Origin of the sequence: Candidatus Competibacter phosphatis, from assembly GCF_012939995.1 — a bacterium.
In the GTDB taxonomy this organism is placed as follows: Bacteria; Pseudomonadota; Gammaproteobacteria; order Competibacterales; family Competibacteraceae; genus Competibacter; species Competibacter phosphatis.
The window spans coordinates 1-20,191 of sequence record NZ_SPMZ01000077.1; the positions used below are offsets into that span (position 1 = coordinate 1).

The 20,191-nt window shown below is 59.8% G+C and carries 19 protein-coding genes and 1 pseudogene; 1 reads left to right on the plus strand and 19 read right to left on the minus strand.

Translation table 11 applies throughout. From position 1 onward, the window contains the following. Positions 1-43 precede the first annotated feature (43 nt). From E4P82_RS22525 to E4P82_RS22535, 4 genes are all read right to left on the minus strand, one after another. Positions 44-328 (minus strand): winged helix-turn-helix domain-containing protein, encoded by a 285-nt coding sequence (locus tag E4P82_RS22525; protein ID WP_246327737.1) that lies wholly within the window; start codon positions 326-328, stop codon positions 44-46. Continuing rightward, entirely contained in the window at positions 249-413 is a 165-nt protein-coding gene (locus E4P82_RS23875) for a helix-turn-helix domain-containing protein (protein ID WP_169250406.1), read from the minus strand. The genes E4P82_RS22525 and E4P82_RS23875 overlap by 80 nt, the downstream gene beginning before the upstream one ends. Before the next feature lie 283 nt (positions 414-696). After that, positions 697-774: a transposase gene (locus E4P82_RS22530; RefSeq protein WP_312915808.1), complete on the minus strand. Its 78-nt coding sequence runs from the start codon at positions 772-774 to the stop codon at positions 697-699. Positions 775-1,120: 346 nt separating this feature from the next. Next, positions 1,121-1,624: a helix-turn-helix domain-containing protein gene (locus tag E4P82_RS22535; protein WP_246327738.1), complete on the minus strand. Its 504-nt coding sequence runs from the start codon at positions 1,622-1,624 to the stop codon at positions 1,121-1,123. Positions 1,625-2,006: 382 nt separating this feature from the next. On the opposite strand from E4P82_RS22535, the gene E4P82_RS22540 reads away from it, so the two are divergent. Next, positions 2,007-2,201: a formylglycine-generating enzyme family protein gene (locus E4P82_RS22540; RefSeq protein WP_246327739.1), complete on the plus strand. Its 195-nt coding sequence runs from the start codon at positions 2,007-2,009 to the stop codon at positions 2,199-2,201. 228 nt (positions 2,202-2,429) lie between these two features. Here the strand turns inward: E4P82_RS22540 and E4P82_RS19325 are convergent, their stop codons facing one another. The 15 genes and pseudogenes from E4P82_RS19325 to E4P82_RS19395 form a co-directional block, all read right to left on the minus strand. After that, positions 2,430-6,494 (minus strand): SUMF1/EgtB/PvdO family nonheme iron enzyme, encoded by a 4,065-nt coding sequence (locus E4P82_RS19325; RefSeq protein WP_169250407.1) that lies wholly within the window; start codon positions 6,492-6,494, stop codon positions 2,430-2,432. Between the two features lie 72 nt (positions 6,495-6,566). After that, positions 6,567-7,613: an AAA family ATPase gene (locus E4P82_RS19330; RefSeq protein ID WP_169250408.1), complete on the minus strand. Its 1,047-nt coding sequence runs from the start codon at positions 7,611-7,613 to the stop codon at positions 6,567-6,569. Positions 7,614-7,623: 10 nt separating this feature from the next. Further along, entirely contained in the window at positions 7,624-9,552 is a 1,929-nt protein-coding gene (locus E4P82_RS19335; RefSeq protein WP_169250409.1) for a VMAP-C domain-containing protein, read from the minus strand. A 15-nt stretch (positions 9,553-9,567) separates the two neighbouring features. Then, positions 9,568-10,122: a hypothetical protein gene (locus E4P82_RS19340; protein WP_169250410.1), complete on the minus strand. Its 555-nt coding sequence runs from the start codon at positions 10,120-10,122 to the stop codon at positions 9,568-9,570. An 83-nt stretch (positions 10,123-10,205) separates the two neighbouring features. Continuing rightward, positions 10,206-10,589, minus strand: coding sequence for a ProQ/FINO family protein (locus E4P82_RS19345; protein ID WP_246327740.1), 384 nt, complete (start codon positions 10,587-10,589; stop codon positions 10,206-10,208). 13 nt (positions 10,590-10,602) lie between these two features. After that, the gene (locus tag E4P82_RS19350; RefSeq protein WP_169250412.1) at positions 10,603-11,013 is read right to left on the minus strand and encodes a hypothetical protein; all 411 of its coding nucleotides are present in this window, start codon (positions 11,011-11,013) and stop codon (positions 10,603-10,605) included. A gap of 186 nt (positions 11,014-11,199) precedes the next feature. After that, a complete protein-coding gene (locus tag E4P82_RS19355; RefSeq protein ID WP_169250413.1) occupies positions 11,200-12,327 on the minus strand; it encodes an ISAs1 family transposase in 1,128 nt (375 codons plus the stop codon). Between the two features lie 173 nt (positions 12,328-12,500). Beyond that, positions 12,501-12,797: a hypothetical protein gene (locus E4P82_RS19360; protein ID WP_169250414.1), complete on the minus strand. Its 297-nt coding sequence runs from the start codon at positions 12,795-12,797 to the stop codon at positions 12,501-12,503. Positions 12,798-12,954: 157 nt separating this feature from the next. Beyond that, entirely contained in the window at positions 12,955-13,617 is a 663-nt protein-coding gene (gene parA, locus E4P82_RS19365) for a ParA family partition ATPase (RefSeq protein WP_169250415.1), read from the minus strand. Positions 13,618-13,716: 99 nt separating this feature from the next. Then, positions 13,717-14,319, minus strand: coding sequence for a hypothetical protein (locus tag E4P82_RS19370; RefSeq protein ID WP_246327741.1), 603 nt, complete (start codon positions 14,317-14,319; stop codon positions 13,717-13,719). 34 nt (positions 14,320-14,353) lie between these two features. Continuing rightward, positions 14,354-14,563, minus strand: a pseudogene (locus E4P82_RS23880) (ProQ/FINO family protein); the annotation flags it as partial. Between the two features lie 510 nt (positions 14,564-15,073). After that, positions 15,074-15,919: a replication protein RepA gene (locus tag E4P82_RS19380; RefSeq protein WP_169250418.1), complete on the minus strand. Its 846-nt coding sequence runs from the start codon at positions 15,917-15,919 to the stop codon at positions 15,074-15,076. Positions 15,920-16,111: 192 nt separating this feature from the next. Next, complete coding sequence (locus E4P82_RS19385; protein ID WP_169250419.1) at positions 16,112-16,453, minus strand: hypothetical protein; 342 nt, start codon at positions 16,451-16,453, stop codon at positions 16,112-16,114. A 608-nt stretch (positions 16,454-17,061) separates the two neighbouring features. Beyond that, the gene (locus E4P82_RS19390; RefSeq protein WP_169250420.1) at positions 17,062-18,042 is read right to left on the minus strand and encodes a response regulator; all 981 of its coding nucleotides are present in this window, start codon (positions 18,040-18,042) and stop codon (positions 17,062-17,064) included. Beyond that, positions 18,039-20,189: an ATP-binding protein gene (locus E4P82_RS19395; RefSeq protein ID WP_169250421.1), complete on the minus strand. Its 2,151-nt coding sequence runs from the start codon at positions 20,187-20,189 to the stop codon at positions 18,039-18,041. Before E4P82_RS19395 ends, E4P82_RS19390 begins: the two co-directional genes overlap by 4 nt. Between the last annotated feature and the right edge of the window lie 2 nt (positions 20,190-20,191).

The following is a 20,191-nucleotide window of genomic DNA, read 5'->3' on the forward strand; positions in this document are numbered from 1 at the left end:
ACTTGACCTTCTGCTATTTCTGCCTGCCGAGCCTCCAGTTTTTTTAATCTCCTCTTGTTTCAGCAACACCAGACCCTTTTTCTCTTTTCGGGTTCGTCGCCTGAGTTCGATGCCAACTCAGTCCCGCTTCTTTCAGAATATCGTAGTAAGATTGTTTCGATTGATAAACGACATCATAGCGTCGCTCGATCAAGTCCCTGAGTTCTTCCACACTATAATGAGGTTTATCTCTCAAATGAAAACAGATTTCACGTCGCTGGGCGTCCGTTAAAAAATTTAGGGCCGCCTTTGTAATGCAATCGCAGTCCACCGGCACCTTCATTTTCATAGATGATCTTCCATTTGCTGACAAACGCATCGGAGACTTCCAATAAGTCACAAATGTCTTTTATTTTAAAGCCAAGCAGGACCATCTTAACAGCAATCGCTCTTTTTTATTTTCGCGACCTTCCGTAGCGTCAATAATTTCTTCTAACTTTAACATTGTTAAGGCCACCTCTGTAAAAAATGTATTACTGTAATTATGTCTAACTATCCACAAGTAAAATAGGAAAACTATAGATTGAATTTTTCAAAGGCTGATAGAATAAAAGGGTAACCGGTCAGTGAAGCGATAGTTTCCCGACTGAGTGCGTTGAGTTGTTGGCAAAGATGTGTTTGCAGGTTGGCTAAGGTTTCAAACCTTAACCAACTGTCCTATTTTTTCAAATATTGCCAAACCCGCTCAATAGGATTGACGTCTGGGCTGTAGGTCGGTTGGAATAATAAGACCACATTCTCTGGAATTTCAAGCTGCTTGGCCTTATGAAAAAGCGCCGTTATCTAATTGCACGATATTCAGTGATGCGGGATAAGCGGCGGCAAATTCGTCGAGAAACAGTTGAAAGCAATCACTATCCAAGTGGGAAAACAATAGAAAAAAAGCTTTCGCCCGTCATGGGCTCGACCGCCCCATAAGTGTACAAGGCTTCAAAGGGCCATTGGATCAAACCTCGGGGTTTGATGCCGAGCGCGGTAACCACCCGATAGGTCAATGTTTTTAAACCGAATCGACTTTCGTCCTGACACCAGTAACGGATTGGCTTGGGTTCTTGATCGTCAATCGATTGAAAAACATCTATTATTTCAAGTCGCCCGGGGAGTTTTTTTTAAAGTCGACCACCGCTGCTTCAGCCCGGAGCCGATGGGTGGGCCGAGCGACTTTCAATTTGGCTTTCAGTTTGTAACGAACGGTTTGATGCACCGTTTTATATGGAATGTCCAGACCTTGTTCGTTCGCCAACCAATCCCGTATCTCGCCATAACTCCGAAATCCATCCGGTTCTTGGAGTCGGATTTGCAATGCCTCTAGGACAGCCCCCGAGAGCGCTGGCCGTTTACCTCCTCGATAATTCCAAGCTAATAGGCCTGACAAGTCCTCTGCCTGATAGCGGGCAAACCACAAGCGAATCGTCGATTCGGATCGACCTAATAAGCCCGCCAAATCGGTTATCTCTTTAACAATACCTGCCTTCCATACATATAAAGCATGAACCCGCTCTTTGAGTTTTGCTTTGGCTTGGGAATGCATGATCGCCTTGAGCTCTTCTATAGTTTCGGTAATTTCTATCAGTAGCCATTTCATATTAATCGTTGAATTCTCTTAAGCAGAAGGCCTACGTTTTAATAAAACCTATAAAGAAATGGTATAACCCCCTAGCGGAATCTAAGGCACCTTCGAAACGGGCGCTTGTTCCGAATATTTTCCACCAGCGGGTTGCATAAAATACATATTATGTAATATTAATTTTACACGACCTTGTGGGTATTGTTGGTGTCGTAGTTTGGCCAGTCGCGTTCGGCTTGCCACGCAGTATCACTCGCGCCGAGGTGGTGCCACCGATAACGGGTATAGCGGCAACCCCTTTGTTCGCGGACTTGTATCGCCCACTCGTGTTTGCCGATACCACGATGGGGGTATAGCGCACGGTTCTGTTGCGTTAGCTGAGGGTTCCCTGGGCATCGGCTTGCCCTCGGAGGTGGAATGGGAAAAAGCGGCGCGCGGCGCGGATGGCCGGATTTATCCCTGGGGAAACGAACCCGACCCCAACCGCGCCAACTACGACGAGACCGGCCTCAACGGAACCCATCCGCTCGCCCTGACCGGCGAGTCCCTGCGAAAACTTCGGCTAACCTTGACGGAGGAACACACCCAGGAGTAAACAATTTCAACCCCTCGCGTCGCTTCGCTCCGACTGTCCACTTTGCCGTGGAACGGCCGTCCAATTTGCGTGGAATATGCAACCCCACCACCGCGCTGTCGTCGAAACGCTCGGTGACGGGGTCGAACCGCAGGGTGAAGACGCGCACATGCATGAATGGATCGGTCCGTTCAACACCAACGCGGGCCGCGCTGCGCGCGGCCAGGGTAAAAGCGTAAAAGGGCCAAGCTATACGCGCCTCGCCAGGCGGAAGCCCAGGTCGTAGTTGCGGAGGCCGGGGCCGAGCCAGTTGCGGTACGCCGACCGGCAGCTCACGGCGACGAAGATCCAGGAGCCGCCGCGAACGACCCGGAGGGAGCCCGTCTCGGGGCCGCTCGGATTCCGCTGGGACTTCTTCGAGTATGCTCCGTACCAGTCTCGTACCCACTCCCAGACGTTGCCATGCAGGTCGTGGAGCCCCCAAGCATTCGCTCGCTTCTGCCCCACGGGATGCGTTTTGCCCTCCGAGTTCTTCGAGTACCAAGCATACTCTCCGAGTCGCGCTTCGTCGTCTCCGAAGCCATACTCCGTTTCGCTCGAAGCCCGGCAGGCATACTCCCACTCCGCCTCGGTCGGCAGCGAGTAGCGCTCTCCGGTCTGTTCGGAGAGCCACTCGCAGTACGCCGCGGCGTCGTTCCAGCTCAGGCACACCACCGGGTGAGCGTCCTCTTGGGTGAAACGAGGATTGCGCCAGTGGGCATCGGCCTTTTGACCCCACTCTTTACCGTCGTACACATCGGCGCCACCTCGCCGTTCGGCTTCGGTTTGGTAACCCGTCGCGTCCACGAAGCGCCGGAATTCCCCCACCGTCACCGGATACCGTCCCATCGCGAAGGCATCGAGGGTGACCTCGTGGACGGGCCTTTCCCACTCGAAGCCTTTCCCCCGAAGATTGCCCATTTTGAAGGTTCCACCCGGCAGATACACCATCTCCGGCGCTTCGGTACGGTCTTTCAGGCGGTCCCGAAAACCGTCGTAGGCTCGATAGGCCGGTTTTCGCTCGACTTCGCTTTCCGCCCAAACGGACGGCTCCGCCGCTCGCCACCGCGCCAGGGTAAGAGCGTTAGAGGGCCAAGCGCCAGTCCTCGCCAGGCGGAAGCCCAGGTCGTAGTTGCGGCTGCCGGGGTCGTTCCTGTTGCGGAACGCCGACCGGCAGTACACGGCGACGTCGAGCCAGGAGCCGCCGCGAATGACCCGGATGGAGCCCGACTCGGGGCCGGTGGGATTCTCTCTCGGACTCCGCCGGTAGTAGTCGTTCGCGTGCCAGTCTTGGACCCACTCCAGGACGTTGCCGTGCACGTCGTGGAGTCCCCAGGCATTCGCTCGTTTCTCTCCGACCGGATGCGTTTTACTTCCAGCGTTCTTCGAGTGCCACGCATAGTCTTCGAGCTGTCGCTCGTCCTCTCCGAAGCAGTAGCGAGCGACACTGCCCGCGCGACAGGCATACTCCCATTCTGCCTCTGTAAGTAGCCGGTAGTGCTCTCCGGTCTGCTCCGAAAGCCACTCGCAGTACGCTGTGGCGTCTTCCCAGGAGACGTTGATCACCGGCCGAGCGCCTCGGCCCCATTCCGAGTCATTCGGCTGCTCTCTGCCCGTGGCCGCGCAAAACCGGTCGTAGTCCTCGAAGGTCACGGGGTACTGGCCGATGGAAAAGCCGCTCACTTCCACTTCATGGGCCGGCTTTTCATCCTCGTAAGGACTGTCGTCCTGCCCCATGCGGAACGCGCCACCCGGCAGCCACGCCATGGCTGGCCCCGGAGACCCGTCCGCGAGCGGGTCCCGCAGGCCCGGCACCGGTTCCGTGGGCCATTCCAGCTCCGGCTCCGGCGGCAGGGTAAAAGGGTAAGAGGACAAAGGGCCAAGCCTCGCCAGGCGGAAGCCCAGGTCGTTGCCGCAGCGGCCGGGGACGCTCCCGTAGCGGTACGCCGACCGGCAGAACACGGCGCCGAAGAACCAGGAGCCGCCGCGAATGACCCGGTTGGAGCCCGACTCGGGGCCACTCGGATCGTGCTGAGGCGCTTTCGAGTACGCTCCAAACCAATCCTGGACCCACTCCCAGACGTTGCCATGCAGATCGTGCAGGCCCCAGGCATTGGCCCGCTTCTCGCCGACCGGATGCGTGGAGCCCTTACTCCAGTCCTCGCCGTACCAGGCATAGTCGCGCAGTGGTTTCTCGTCGTCGCCGAAGCAGTAAGCGGCATCGCTCCCCGCTCGACAGGCGTATTCCCACTGCGCTTCGGTCAATAGTCGGTAATCCTGGCCGATCTGTTGGCTCAGCCACCGGCAGTACGCCTGGGTATCGTCCCAGGATACGTAGATGACCGGCCGGCGATCTCGACCCCAGTTTCGATCATTCGGCTTTTCCCGGCCGGTGGCTTCGCAAAAGCGGTCGTACTCCGCGAAGGTGACCGGATATTGGCCGATACCAAAATAGCTCAGGGTGACCGGGTGAGCGGGTTTCTCGTTGTCTCGCCCGAACTGGTCGTCTCCCATCGTGAAGATGCCGCCCGGCAGCCAGATCATGGCCGGGCCAGGGGTGCCATCGGGGAAGCGGTCACGGAAGGGGGTGGGCTGGTCGGGCGCCACCGATTCCACCGGTTCGGGCGGGATACCCCGCTCGACTCGCTTGATCGCTTCCGCCAATTCTGTCGCTTGGCCGCTATAGCCACCCCCCAGCCGGCGGAGAACCTTGAGCCGGATTTTGGCGAAGGGCAGGCTGCGAGTTTGGAGCGGCAGCTTACCCGGGACGGTGGGATCGACCAGCAGAGCGAGGAAATCGGCCGCTTGTCCGAGCCGCTGCTCGATGGACACCGCCATTCGCCGCGTAGCCCGCTCCACTTCCGAAACCGGCAGGCTGTCCAGCAGCAGCTCGCGGATATCCGGGAGAAAGTCGAACGGGATCTTGAGGGGATCGGTTTCCCGGTCCTTTTCCTCCAGCTCCCGGTCGGCCCGCCCGAGCAAGCCACTCAGGAACACCTCCGCCAGGTGAACCAGCCGCGACCGTGGCAGCAAAACCTGCTGCGCTAACCGCATGATCGGCAGCGTGAGCGGCACGGTGGCAAACCACGCGGCCAGCTCCTGCGCCTCGGGCGAAGCCGTGGCGGTAAAGTGTTCCAGCCGTTCGAGACCGCTGGGCGCGGTCATCGGGGCCACGGCGTTCCGCTCCGGCTCCGCCGGCGGGGCGGATTCGCGCCGGGTCAGCGCGACGCCGGCCGACCAGACGTTGCCGCGTCCCGTCAACAAGCTGGCCCAGAACGCCATGGATTCGGGTTCGAGGGCCACAACCGGCAACTTGAGGCTAGCAGAGGGACACGGCTCGTCGCTGCGGAGCCGGGCGTTGAGCGCTCCCGGCTCCCCGGCGCGCAGGTTGATCGGCATCATGTCGCTCAGCCCGCTGCGCGGCCAAAAGCGTTGCGGCAGCATCTGCACCAAGGCCAGCGGATTGGAGCGGCTCCACAGCCGCAACAGATCGAACAGCGCCGCGTTGTCCCGCCAGTACGGCGCCACGCAATCGCTTAGTACCCAGATTAGGCGGCGTCCGGTCCCCTCCACCAGTTCCCGAACGTGCCGCACGCAGCGGCCGCTCTCGTTAGCCAGGCGCAGGCGGGCCTCGCCGCGCGACGAATCCGCGACCAGCCGCCACACCCGCACGTCGCGGCACACGCCGCTGCGCTCGAACAGGCGCCGCAGCTCGGCGAGCAGCGGCTCCCAGATGACCATGGAACTGTAGCCGTCCACCACCAGCGCCAGTTCCAGCCAGCGCTCGGGACTCGGCCGGAAAACCGGCAGCCACAACGCCTGCTCGGCGATGCGCTGCACGGTGTCGTCCTCGTCCAGAGCGACCTGGACCCGCGACGGCACGCGGCGCTTGAGCGGCCGGAGCGCGCGGCCCAGCCGCAAGGCTTCGGGCAACATCGGCACGGCCGGCGCCCGAAAGGACGTCGCTCCGGCGCTCTCGGTCGAACCCGCCGGCCCCGGTCGGGGACGGACATACCGATGCAGAGTGCCTTCGGGCTCAGCCCGACGGCGGGACATCGAACTGTCTTTTGGAGTTTCGCCGGTCGTTTGGTCGGCAAGTTGTTCCCGACGGGACGATTCGCGCTCGGACCGGTCGGGTCGCGAAGGGAGCGAGCCGAACGCATTCTCCAGAACGGCTCTACGCCGCGCCAGCCACAACGCGTCGGCCAATTCTTCCGGCGTCGGCTCGAAACCAGCCCCGTGCAGCACGGCGATGGCGCGTGCAAGCTCATCCATGCCGACGCCCGATGGAGCGGGTCATGGAGATCGCGCCTGCACGCCGCCCGCTCCTCGTCACGGGCAACCCGCTCACCGTTCCTCGCTGAGCGACTTCCACAGGGCCTCGATCAAGGCGTCCTTGTCTTCCAGGGGTCGGACCCCTTGCAAGGGGTCGATGTCGTGCAGGATCAGGAAAACAGCATTGAGGAATTGGTCGGTGGCGAGGTCTTTCTTTTTATCGTCTCGATCGGCCAGAAACCGGCCGAGCAGGTCGGCGATCTTGGCGTCATGCGCGCCCGCCGGCCCCAGGCGGGCCTCGACGATGCGCTGGAGCTTGCCGCGCGCCGGCGGGCGCATTTCGAGTTGCAGACAGCGGCGCAGGAACGCCGGGGGAAACTCCCGCTCGCCGTTGCTGGTCATCACGATGATGGGGAAAGCGCGGCATTGCACCTTGCCCTCGCGAATTTCGACTTTCGCCCCACCGTCCCAGGGCTCGATCTCGAATCGGGACTCTTTCTGCCGTTTGAGCTCGGGAATCTCGAATTCGCCTTCCTCGAAGACGTGCAACAGGTCGTTGGGCAGGTCGATGTCGCTTTTGTCGATTTCGTCGATCAGCAGCACGCGGGGGTAATAGGTTTCCTCGTGCTTTTTCCCCAGAAAAGCCGTGCCCAGCGGCCCGAGCTTGATGTAGTCGCCGATCGGCGGCCGTTCGCCCTTTTGCTCGCCCGTCTGGGGAATGTCCTGCAGGCGGGCGATGGCATCGTAGTGATAGAGTCCGTCCTTCAGCGTGGTGCGGCTGGTGATGGACCAGCGCAGCACCGGTTCCAAGCCCAATTCGTGGGCCACGGCGTAGGTCAGCGAGGTTTTACCGGTGCCCGGCCGGCCAGTGACCAGCAGCGGGCGGCGCAGCAGCAGGGCGGCGTTGACCCGCTCGATCTCGTGGGGTTCGGGAATGAATTCAGCGCCCCGCCTGCGGTTCGCTTCCGGGTCGAACCGCCGCCACGGCGGCGTATCGCCGGGTTTGAGACCGGCGATCACTCGGGGACTCAACCGGTTGTCGTCGTTGTATTCGCCCGTGCCCCGATAAACCCACCATCCTGTCTTCCCGTCGTCGGGGGTGGTCGCTTCGTTCGCCATTGGCAATCCTCTAGAATTCCAGGGGGTTCGACAATTGCTGCGGCTCCCGACCCTCGGGGAGCCGGTGCGGATCGTCCCACAGCAAGCTCAGGTGGCCGGTGTGCTTATCCTCTTCGCCGCTCTCATCCCAGCATTTGCGCCTGACTTCCCGCAGCGCGTCGGGCAGCTCGCCCAGCGGATGCCGTTCCATGCGCTGTCGCAACAGCGTCGCCATTTCGTCGCTCCAGCCTTTCCGCGACCACAGCAGCATGGCGACGCCTTGGCTCAGCGGCGTCAGCAGTTGCAGTCGATCCGTCACTTCGAAATTCAAGACGAAAAGACACTTGCCCTCGTCGAGCGTACTGCCATATCGGGTGTTGTGCTCCGTTACCCAGGCGACGCAAGCGGCGCTGGGCGGGCATCGGCGGCAGGCTTCGTACTTGTTCCAATACACGGCCCAGCTAGCCGTCCATTTGCCGCGAGGCGGCAGGCGTTCCCAGGAACGCACGACGACGTTGTGGTGGTACGTCAACACCGGTTCGCGCGGCTCGTCGGGTTCGGGGCCGGGGCCGGGGGTCCAGGCATCCGGGTCGGCGTCGAGCAGGTGCTTGGGTAGGAAAAACTCTAGAGTCAGCGGCTTTTCGGCTTTTTCCCGAGCGGTATTGACCAGGGGATGCTCGAACGTGGTTTCCAGCAGCGCCGGCATCTGGTTCGGGGCGAAGCGGGTGTCGACCGTGCGCACGTTATGCTGCTTCTGGCGGTCGTCCACGAACCAAGCCTGCGCGGTATAGTACTGATTATTGGCGTCGTTGGGCGCGAGCGCGATCATCAGGTAAAGCGGTTGATCCGTTCGTGGTCCGGGGAGATCACGGGTTTTTCCGATCTCTCGAATGATTGCCGGCGTCAGGCCGAGACTCGCCGCCTCGGCGTTCACCCAGTCCCGGAGGGCCGGGGCGTTGACCGCCGCATCGGCCAGGCGGGCGACGAATTCGAGCAGGGGAACCGGCACGTTGGCCCGCTGCAAGTGGCCGGTTTCGATCCAGTAATCGAGCAGATGGTCGAGCAGGATCCCTTCGCCGCCCGCATAGGCCGGTGGAGGGGTTCGTCTGGGCTCGATTTTGCCGAGGACATCATCGAAGCATTGTTGAAGCGTGTTCGCCGGCAGATTGGCCCGTTCGAGCAGGGTTCTCAGTTTGCCAAGGCGGGCACTCGAAACGAAGGTGTGTCGATGGAGGGGTAACCCTTCCGCCAGCAGGATGTTTTGGCTGAAAGGTCCGTAGAGTTCAGGAAGGGGAACCTGCCTTTGCTGTCGAACGCCATAGTTCGCGATGGCGACACGCAGCCACTTGGCCAGTTCGTTGACCCAAATAGTGCCCCTTTTATCGACGATTCCGGTCTCGTCGGGAACCCACAATTCGGGCTCGGTGAGGGCACGGTAGAGATAGTGGGTGAACACGCCGGCCCCGAGATCGTCAAATTCCTTGCTCCGCTCGGCCCGATTCGTGGCCGCCAATACCCGGAAATTATCCTCGTTGGCGGGCGTCCATTGATAAACCGCCTGCCCGGCCTCGCAGCAGTCGAGGATCAGTAGTTTGCTACCCGCTTTACAGCTTCGCAGCTGTGCGATGAGCTGCGAAGCAAGGTACAGATTGCTGAAATTATCCTTGTCGTTGGCGAGAACCAGGAAGAAATCGCGTTGCCGGGTCAGGCTATGGCCGGAAAAATAAAATACGAAGGTGTCTTCCTGCGCGCACGTCGCGATGACCGCATTCAATTGATTAAAAATGTGCCCCGCGTTGGCCTCGCGCTCGGCGAGCGTCACCTGGAACCCGTGCCGGAGCAGGCAACATTTCATCAATTGCACGTCGCAGGCTTGCAGCGCCCCGGTCTCTTCGTCGCACGCCAGGCAGTGGCGCAGGCTGCCCGTGTTGCGGCCCAGGAGAAAAGCTCGGCGGGTCACGAGAATGGAGCGAGCTTACGGGCTCGGCCTGTCTTCAGAGCGGAACTTGACCACGGCGCCATCCGTGAGATTGAGCGTCGCGTCGATTTCGGTCGCGCTGGCAGCCTGGTCGGGCTGGATAAATTGCGCTTCCGGGACCAGCACCTTTCGCGGCTTGCCGTCCGCGCCGGTGATTTCCTGGACCACACATTTCTCAGCCACCTTCGGCGCATTCTCTCGGTCTCGGAAAAACCGCGAAAGCGCCAAAATGACCATCGAGGCCGCCGCGCCGATGGACAAGGTCAAACCGGCGGCGCCCATGAGCACGAGCCCGATGTCCCGTTCCCGTTCGCCTTCGATGGCGGCGGGCAGTTCCGCCTCACCGATCCTCAGCGGCAAATCCACCCCTTCTCGGCGCAGCACATCCTCTAGCGTCAACCCGCTGTCGTCGAGCACGCGACGCAGTTCGGGAGCCAAATCGAGATAAATTTTTGTTTCGGTCATCGTCGTTGATTCCATGTTTTTTTTGACTGGGCGCACATTGCGATTACCCGATCCATGCTTCAAATTGTAGATGGCCAGACGCCGCAAAAGACAAGCAGAGTCATTTTCGATTCTCCTCGTCATCCGTAACGATGGCCCGCGCCTGCCCGGCCTGCACGGGGGATCACCGACTAAAAATAGCCTAGCCAACTTCCCTCGCAAACGTCCTCCGGTTCAACCCGCTCCGGTTGCCGGGCGGTCCAGGCGGCGAGGTCAGCCCGGGCGGTTTCGGCTTCGGCCGCCGTGACCACGCCCGCCGGCTGGCCCTGTAAATCGATGCGGATCGCGCCCGCACGCAGCGCTTTCCGGTAGCGCGGTCGGTTGCAGTAGCGCGCCAGTGTCCGTTTGACGGCGGCTTTCTCGAAGCCGGCCGCCATCAGATCATGGTGGATGCCGAGCTTGAGCGGCCGGGGGTTCTCGCCATCGAAACAGGCTGGGTAGGTTTCGGCTAGCGCCAAGATGTTGGGTGCCGACGCGGGCGCGGGATCGGCAACGGCTAGGCTCGGATCGGCCATCGTCTCACCTCGATCAATCGAACAAATCCCGCACCGCCCACTGCTTGCGCCGGTTGCGGTAGGCACTCTGGATATGTTGGCGCCGATCATGCCGTAAGTGACAGCGCGGGCACAGGGACGCCAGGTTTGACGGGTCGTTGTTGGCCGGGTTCTGGTCGAGGTGGGCGCAGCTCAGGATCGTGGTGACGAACCGCCCGGCCGGCCAGTCCGGTTGGTGGCAAAGGCCCAGCGACCGCCCGCGCTCGTCGAACCGCTCGCCGGTCTCGGGGTCGAGCCAGCCGCCCTCCCCGACCACCAGCACCCGCACGCCGTGCGGCCGGCCGCACCACTCGCAGTGTCCTCCCGCTCGCTCAAACTTGATCCAATTTGCCAGTTCTCGCCAGTTGGACGGGTACAAGGGGCGAAGTTCGAGGGTAATCGGCATGATCGCTTTTCTTAGTCATCTTAATCATTAACATGATGAATTATAGTGAAAAGTGTAAAATATATTAATAGTATTAATCATAAAAATTATTTATAAAATAAATAAAATAATAACTTTTATTACCTTAATAATAATTTGTATTATTATTACTTTTAACCATGATGTGCCTGACACAGGGCAATCGCGCTATGTAGTCGCTGGACTGGGTTGGCCGAGGAGCAGGCGCAACCGGTACTCATCGTTGAGAGCGGCGCGGAGTTTGCGACGGCGGATGCTGTCACGCGGCGGGCCGTTATGGCGTAACACGTTGAGGGCGATGCGACGGATCAAGGCCAGGTTTTCGGCGGAATGGTCCTTGCGGGTCCGGCAAGCATCCTCGCCGAATTGGACGTCCAAGACCCAGTGCTGTTGGTTTTCGATGCCCCAGTGGCCGCGCACGATGGCGGCGAACCGGTCCCGATCCGGGAACGAGCACAGGAAATAACGGCATTCGGTGCTGGTTTGGTCGCCGATGATGCGGGTGGACTCGACTCGCCCAACCGCCTGGAGGCCGGCCCAGTCCGGTTTCGCTTCCAGCCAGTCGATCCGGTCGCCGAGGGCGTAGCGCCGGATTTCGATCCGGCCGTGGTCCTTCTCCACCGTTTCCAGCGCGGTCAGGTGCCCGCGCGCCACTTCGGCGTCCAGCCGGAGTCGCACGTCCTCGCATAAGGTCGGATGGTTGTCCTTCAGCGCCAACACATAATCCGCGCCGCCGTCAACGATGGTTTGGGCGATGGTTTTCTGGCAGCCCATCGCATCGATCGACACCACCGCCCCCTCCAGGTCGAGCAGGCCCAGCAGGTCGGGAATCGCCGTGATCTCGTTGGATTTCTCCGCGACGGCCCGTTGCGCCAGCACCCAGCGCGCCCGCCCGGCAAACGCGCTCACGAGATGGACGGCAGGGTCGTCACCTTTCCGACTGCCCCGGACCGCCTTGCCATCGACACAGACCTGCTCGTCGGCCAAGCCCGGCAAGGCCGCCGTCGCCCAGGCGGTAAAGGCCGTCTGGAAAGCCCCTGGATCGATCCGTCCCATGACATCGCTCAAGGTGTCGTGCGAGGGAATGCCGTTGGGTAGCTCCAGAAAGCCCCGCAGCCACGTTTCCTTCTCCTCGGCAAACGCTTCCATCCCCACCCAATCCTCGACGCCGCTGAGTACCGCGCACAGCACCATCATCAAAATATCATGCAGGTTATGGAGCTTGTTTTGGGTCTCGCGGCGCGGATCGGGCAGGTGGGCAAAATACGGGCGTGGGTCCAACAGTTGGGGCAGCATCAGTTCTCTCCATCAAGTCAACCTCCTCCCGTTACCTGGGTCAGCAGCTTCCTGTCAACTCCCCTCATAGCGCGATTGCCCTGGCATCACGCCCAGGATGAACCATGGCGATCTCATAAAAGTACAAATAATAATAACCAATAATATAATTATTACTATTTGTACTATTTGTGCTATTTGTATTTTGGTCGGCCTGGTTTGATCTTTTCCACCTGAGCGATAGCTTGGCGAAAATCAGGCTCTGGCATATCAATAAGCGCACGTAACCCCGCCCTGACAAACTCACTTTTGTTGGCTACCTGCCCCAAGGCTAAGGCTCGTGCGCGGAGTTGCTCCAATAATGCATATTCGGCCGGTGGCAAGCTGAATGTATCCCTTACCACCTTTGGGACTACAAATTCAGAATCAACTTTTGATTCACTATGAGCAGCGGGCTGAGAGTTGCCAAAAAAATGTTTCAGCCTTTGCAAATCGATCCTGCACTCGTGCTGTTTCGTCTGTGAGTGACTTGCGCATTGAGTCCGCCATCTGACCTCGACGTTTAATCATGCTTCACCTATAAATAAACGTTTTTATATAGTTAATATGATTATAATCGTTTATATGATATATATCATATTATCCATACTAATTATTTTTAAATAAACTGAGAATTTCATGAGCTAGAGCTTCCACTTCCTGCACTGCTTTGGCAGCCTCGCGTCCCAAGTCATGAACGGTACCCCCAAACACAGCAGCTTGGCGGTAAGCAGTCCGAAGATGCAGCTTGGCTAGGGTTAGTGGGATGCCAAAATCCTCCAGGACCTCCAGGACCTCCTTAGACATAGAAGTGTTGGATTGCAGCATATTGACTACCATCCGCGCTTGTAGGGCTGTATTAATGTCGCCCGCTCGTTCGATCAAGCCCCTTGTCCCCGTAGCTGCCCATAAATCGGCAGGGGAAGGAATGATTGGAACGAGGGCAACATCGGCAATCAAAAGTGCCGATTGCGGGACAGGCGAATCTACTGCTGGTGGACAATCCACCAGGATGTAGTCATAGCTGTCGAGGTACTTCTTGATTTCACGGTGTACCTTGCCTCCGGCGGCGGCTAAACCTGCAACATGGGCTGGAAATGAAGACTCATCCGCAGCGCTGGCGGCCCAGCGGGTTGCTGTTCCCTGTGGATCGGCGTCTACGATCAACACACGGTTGCCGGCTCTCCCTAACGTTCCACCCACTTGCATGGCGATGGTGGTTTTACCGCAACCACCTTTCTGATTGGCAATTACAACAATTTTTGCAGGCATAAAAACTCCAGGTATTAACGATTAATACCGTTTATATGATAATAAAATTTAGAATAATATATACTATATTAACCATTAATATGATAGAGGGGATTAGCTTTAGCTTGGATTTTCCTTACTGTCGTTCTTAGGACCGAAAAGAGAGTCTAAGGGGATGGTCCGCCGTTTCTTATACTTCACCTGTGGCATGGGCTTGGCAGGGGAAGTACGGACTTGATCGGGGAGTTGCTCGGGTCGTTCACCAGGGGACGCCGGTGGTCGGCCGGGCGTGGTCTTGATGGTCGCGGGTTCTGGTGGACCGGGCTGGGTGGAAACCGGGCCGGAGGGGGAACGAAACCGTTCCAATTTCGTGTCCCGTGACACGGTTTGCGCGTGAGGTCCATGTGCCGCCCGCTCGGCCGCCTCACGGGCCAAGCGGCGCTTGCGCTCCGAGCGGGACTCCGGCGTGATGCCCTGGGCGATCAGGGCCGCCTTGCGGGCCGCGATCTCCTGTTGGACGCGCTCGTGCTCGGCTTTCCTCGCCGCCTTCGCCTCGCGGTTTTTCCGCTCAATCTCCCGCTGCTGGCGGCGTTTCTCCTCCCGCTCCTTGTGTATCCGTACTCGTTCGGCTTGGTCCTGGCCGCGCTTTGTGGACGCATCGAGCCGTTTTTGGGCTTCCACCCGCTCCTCCATGGTCACGGTTCCGGCGGGTTGGCCATCCAAACCGTAGCGTCGATCCCCCCCGGCCGTGAATCAGAGCCAGCAAGTAGCCATCCCGACTCGTATGGTTGGCCAGCGCCCGGCGTAATGCGGTTGGGTCGACGTCGGGCAATTGTTTGATCACATCGGCGAGGATACCGATCTTGAGCGGTCGAAGGTCATCATAGTGTTTCGGAAACGCCAGGGGAAACCGTTCTTGCAAGCGGTTGTGGAGAGTCTGGATGGCGCGGTGGTCGGATTTGCTCATGATTCGCTCTAGCTCGGTCGCACGTTATCCCCCCCATGGTACTCAAAACCAAGCCGTTCACACCCTCGTTTCTTGGTCGGTGTTGACGTGGTTGAAGAGGAATAGTCATCGAGTGATCGGTGTTCCGATTGCGTATCGGGATGTTGAGGTTTGCAGGTTTTTGGATTGAAGGTTCTGAAAAAAGCTATTGAATAAAAGCGCCACCACCTAACGTTGGGAGCCTTCGACACTAAAGGGCGGCTTAGGGGCGGTTCCGCGTGGCGCTCGACAGTTATGGGGAAAGAACTCGACACTTAATGACGGCCGATTGAGGTGTGGCGAACCGTGGCGGGTCGTGACGGGTCCGATTCGGCGGTGGATATCGCCCGCCCGGTCCGTTCGGTGGGGGATCGGACGGCGAAGGGTACGGGAAAATGAGGGACGGCCGACGCGCGGCGGCGCGGGCCTGACCCCAATAAGATCGAAGGGGCGGCGGGGAGCGAGTCGGGGCCGGGGCGGGAACGCCCCGCTTCAGTCGGGCGGTCGCCCTCGCAGCTTGCCCAGTAGCGCGCCCAGCGCGGCGTGGGCGGTGTCGCGTCGCGCGGTGTCCATGGCCGCCGTTTCAGTGGGTACCGCTGGGGCGGCGGTTTCGGCGCGCTGCCGGAGGGCTTCTAAGTTCAGTTCGCGCCGGCCTTGCTCGGCCGCCGTGGCGGCGTCGTCGTGCCGGCGCCGATGGCGGCGATGGCGCTTGACCGCTTTGTCCCGCTCATGCTGAAGCCATTTGCTGAGGCCGAAGACTTGGAAGAGGGCTTCGGGTACGCCGCGAATGGCCGGCAGACCCCGATAGTGGCCGTCCTCGGTCTTTTGGGCGCGGGGGTGGATGTTGACCAGCCCGGCCTTGCACAGATCGCGGCAGGCCCGTTCGGCTCGGCGCCGGCCCAGTCCGGCTTTTTCAGCTAGAAACGCCAGCGATAGCCCCTGAAGGGTGCCGTCGGCCTGGGGTATCCCCACTCGCAGGGTGGCCAGGTCAAGGTAGTGCACCAGCGCGCCCAACAGGTCTAGACAGGCTTCCCGCCGCTCGCTGCGCTGTTGCCGGGGTGAGCCGTTGGCGGCGTTGAGGCTGGGCAGGACCTTGGGGTCATCGAAGTAGGCGCGGACCCGTTCCTGGAGTTGCAGGAGGATCTTGGGTCGGGCGGCGTGCTGGGGCGGGGGTTCGAACCAGCGCGGAGCGGCCGGGTCGTGCCCGCAGCGGTTGCCGGTGCCGGTGACCACCCTGGCGAGGGCAATCGCTAGCCGGTCCGGGGACGCGCTCGGAAAGGGCGGATCTTCAACGGTGATCCGGGCGAAAATGGGCAGCGGCGGGTCAGTGGCGGTCACGCCCGTCTTCCCTTTCCGCCGGGGTACTACTTGGCAAACGGGAATGCGGGCGGCTATACTGTGAACCGCGCCGCACACCACCGCGCCTGACGCCCTTGAACCCTTGTCTCGCTGCCAAACGAATTTGGGGGTTCTGGGGCGTTTGCCTTTTCGCGTTCATGCAAACGTCCACGAATGGTACTGATGTGGGCACTATTGTAGTGGCTGTTTCACCTCCGCGCCAGTCAGCGCCCGCCCCTCCATCGACGCGGCGTTTTCCAGGATGGTCTGGGTATCCTGGAGCATCCGGTTCAGGTACACCCAATCCTCGGCTAGTTGTTGTTGCTCCGTTTCCACGCGCTGGCGCAGCACGATGAGTTCTCGATAGTGCTGAAGCAGGTCACGGGTCAGGATCTGTTGCCGCCAATGTTCGACTTGGCGCAGGGTGGCTTCGATTTGCGAGAGCGTGGGGGTGGCAACGCTTGCACGGGTTCGCAACTGTCGGGCGAGCGTCGTGGGTGTAATGGGACGGCGGCGGGCCGTGAGTCTTTCCATCGCCGCCAAGACATCTGGGACAAGTCGAAAGTCGAACGCGGGCGGAAAACCCGTATCATGCACGCGGTGAGTAGCCATGATTGCACCTACTTTGCAGTTGTGGTCAGGTCCTCACCGCGAAAAACGGTGGGGGCCGCCTAAATCCCGTTGCGGGATATTGTCCTATCATAGCCGTTTCCCGGTCGGCCGCAAGCGGTCCCGCCGCGCGGCAGCGAGCACGAGCGGGATTCAGGCCGGCGGGGGAAACAGGAATGACGGAATGAATTGCAGGGTCGCGAGCAAGCGGGAGCGAGAACGCGAAAGGCCGACGTTCGACGGTCGAAAAGAGAAAATGCAGAAAAGTTAGAAACATAAGTTCACCCCTCAACAGCGACAACTCACCTATCGCCTCGCGACAAGCCGCGAAGCGGACCAAGGTAAAGGAGTCGTGCCGCCGATTAGGGTGAGGGACGACCGGCATCAAACGCCCGGCTGGGATCGGACCAGGGAAAGGCCGTTGTATAGCCTACTGTAAACTCCGCCGGCTTTTTGATCAGGCAGCGAAGGCGTTGTCTCCCGACAAGAGCAAGCGACAACGGTGAAAAAATTAGTGATTCATTCTTGATCTGTCAAGAAGGCGGTTCGTTGGATAGCGCCACCCGGCATCGAGCGGCGCGGGCCATGCGGTTGTGAAGGCGCTGCATCGCCACGATTTCCTCGGCCAAGTCGGCGGGTTTCCGGCGCTGGGCCATCGCCTCGGTGGCGATCAGTTGTTGAGCCTCGATTGGATCGAGGGAGTGGGCGGCCATGACCAAGCCGGTCGCGAGGTCGAACGTACCGGGTGCGGACGGATCGGTGATGCCGCGTGCGCGGGCGATGACCGCCTCGACGGCGGTCACCAGGAGGTCCGGGTCCGGCGGTTTGTTCAGGTAGGCCCACGCCCCGGCCCGGATAGCCGCTCGCATGGAATCGCGAGAACGATCCACGGTCAACACGATGGCCGGAATCCGGTTGCCGAGTTGTTGGAGGACGTCCAAGCCGGAGCAGTGGGAGCGCCTCAAATTCAAATCGACAATAGCGGCGTCCGGCACGACCGCGCCCTCGCAAACTCTCAGGGCTGTTTCGCCGGTTTCGGCGTCGATCAACTCGTACTCATCAGCGAGTATCGCGTGCAGCAAGGCTCGCGCCGAAGCGTTGTCTTCCACCAGCAACAAGGTTTTCCGCGCGACATCGAGCGGGCCGGCGTCTCGGGTCTCGGTCGATAATGGAACCAGGATGGCTTTCAGCATTTCACGGGTTCGCTGGAAGCAGTCCGCAAGGTCGTGGAGGATGGCGACCCGTCGTTCCGGCTCCCGCTGTTGGGCAAGCACCTTGCACTGGTCGGCCATCGCCCTTGCGCCCGCGCTGTTCGCCGCGCCGTTCAAGGCGTGTAAAATCTGGTGAAATTCCATTGCATTTTGCTGGCGACTGACTCGTTCCAACTCGTTCAGGATCGGTTCCGTCGTGTCCAGGAAAGCGTCGATCAACTCGCGAAGTCCTTGCGGGTTTTGGCTAAAACGTTTCAGGTGCTCTAAATCCAACAGGGCGGCGGCGGCTTCGGGCAAGCTCATGGCGTCATTCTCCGAAAATTCGGCATCGGAAGTGCAGTGGACCTCTGGTCGATACCCCATGCCGCAAAGGTCTGACTCAAGCGATCCTCGCTCAAGGGTTTGAACAAGCAGTCATTCATTCCCGCTTCCTTCCAGCTTTGCCGATCCACGTTCAACAGGTCGGCGGTCAGACCGATGATGGGAACCCGGCAGTTTGGATTGGCGCGCTCCCGGCGAATCCGCCGAGTCGTTTCCAGTCCATCCAGTCCCGGCATCCGAATGTCCATCAAGATCATGTCGAAACGCTGCCGGCGGCACGCTTCCAAGGCATCGAGGCCGTTTTCGGCCATCACCACCTCGACACCCAGGCGAGAGAATGTAACTTTGGCGAAAGTGCGATTCGTCAGGTTGTCGTCCACCACCAGCAGGCGAGGCGGTTCGCTCCGTAACGTTGCTGAATGCGATATCGAGTCGAACAGCTCGGTAGGCAGAGATAAGGGCGGCGGCACATATTCGAAATGGTCTTCGAAGGCGGCGGGCTCGGATGGCGATTCGTCGGTCGATTCCATCGCCTCGATGATGGATAACGGCACCTCCACCCGGAATTCGGAACCCGCGCCCCCCTGGCTGCTTACCTCGATCCGGCCCCGCATCAAATCCAGCAATTGCTTGCAAATCGCCAGTCCCAAGCCGGTGCCGCCTTGCTGGCGAGTGGTGGACGCATCGACTTGATTGAAGGCGGCGAAGATTGAACATTGATGAGCGCGCGGAATGCCAATCCCGGTATCTTGCACGATCAGGTGGCAAAGGAAGGCGCCATCATGCTGAAAGCAGCCGCCGACCCGAACGCGCACGCGGCCTCGCTCGGTAAACTTGATCGCATTGTCCACGAGATTATGGACGACTTGCGCCAGCCGTTGGCGGTCGCCCGAAACCGTCTCGGGCAAGTCAGGATCGATCTCAATCTCCAGTATTAAGCCTTTGGCGCTGGCGTTGGGATCGAACAATCGCACGGTGGTTTTGATCATTTCCTCAAGCTGAAAAGGTCGTATGCGCAACGGCATTTTCCCGGCTTCCAGCTTGGAGAAATCGAGAATGCCGTTGATGACGACCAACAAGCTGCTCGCGGAGTGTTTAAGCAGGTGTAGATAGCCCTGCTGGGTGTGATCGAGCCGAGTTTTGGTAAGAAGATCGATAAAGCCCATAAAACCGTGCAGGGGCGTGCGGATTTCGTGGCTCATGTTCGCCATGAACTCCGATTTGACCCGGCTGGCAGCTTCCGCTTGCTCGCGAGCCTGCGCCAGTTTGGCGTTTTGCGCTTTCATTTCTCGTACCGCTTCCTCGACGCGCTGGGCCAAATCCGCTTGGTGGGCCAGCAGTGCGTGGTGCATCGCGGCGACCCGAGCGATCAGGGCATTGAAAGCGGTGGCGATGGACCGCGCCTCGTGGACACCACGCACCTCGACTTGCCGAAAATGTTGAACGGTTTCGGGATCGCACATGGTGCGCGCCAATTGCTGGATCGGGTTGGTAATCTGACGCAACAGAAGCAGCGTCCCAATCGTGAAGATCGAGATGCCGACGCCCATCACGACAGCGATCTGATCTTGCAGCGCACGAATATCGTGTTGCAGTTGGGTTTTGCTCAAGGTGAGTGACGCGAATCCAAGAATATTCGGTGATTGTGGCGACGCGACTGGTGCTTCAGCCCCCAAGGGGCCGGAAAACGGATCAATGCCAGACGGCGTGCCCTGATCGAAAACGGGGGCGATAATCGTCAGCGCATCAGTGTCTTCAACCTTGTGAGTCGGCCCCGTCGAAGGGTCTGTCGCCGATACCGAATGTGGTGGCGTGGCTTGCGGTCCCAGCGCCAATAAGATTTTGCCCTGGGCGGTGGCTAGCACGATGCCCGTCACGTTCGGGTAGTTCATGACGGTTTCCAGCCGGGGCCGGATCGGTTCGCTCGTGCCCTGGATGATCGACAAACGGCCGTCCTCGGCCAAGCGTTGCGCAATGGTGCGGCCATTCTCCACCAAGGCTTGGTGGAAATAATCGGTCAATCGTTGTTGCAGGAAAGCGATGACGCTGGCGGTTAAGGAGATCATGCCGATCAAATAGAGGCCACCCAACAACTGGCGTAAGGTTAAGGATGATCGCGAATCGTTCATGC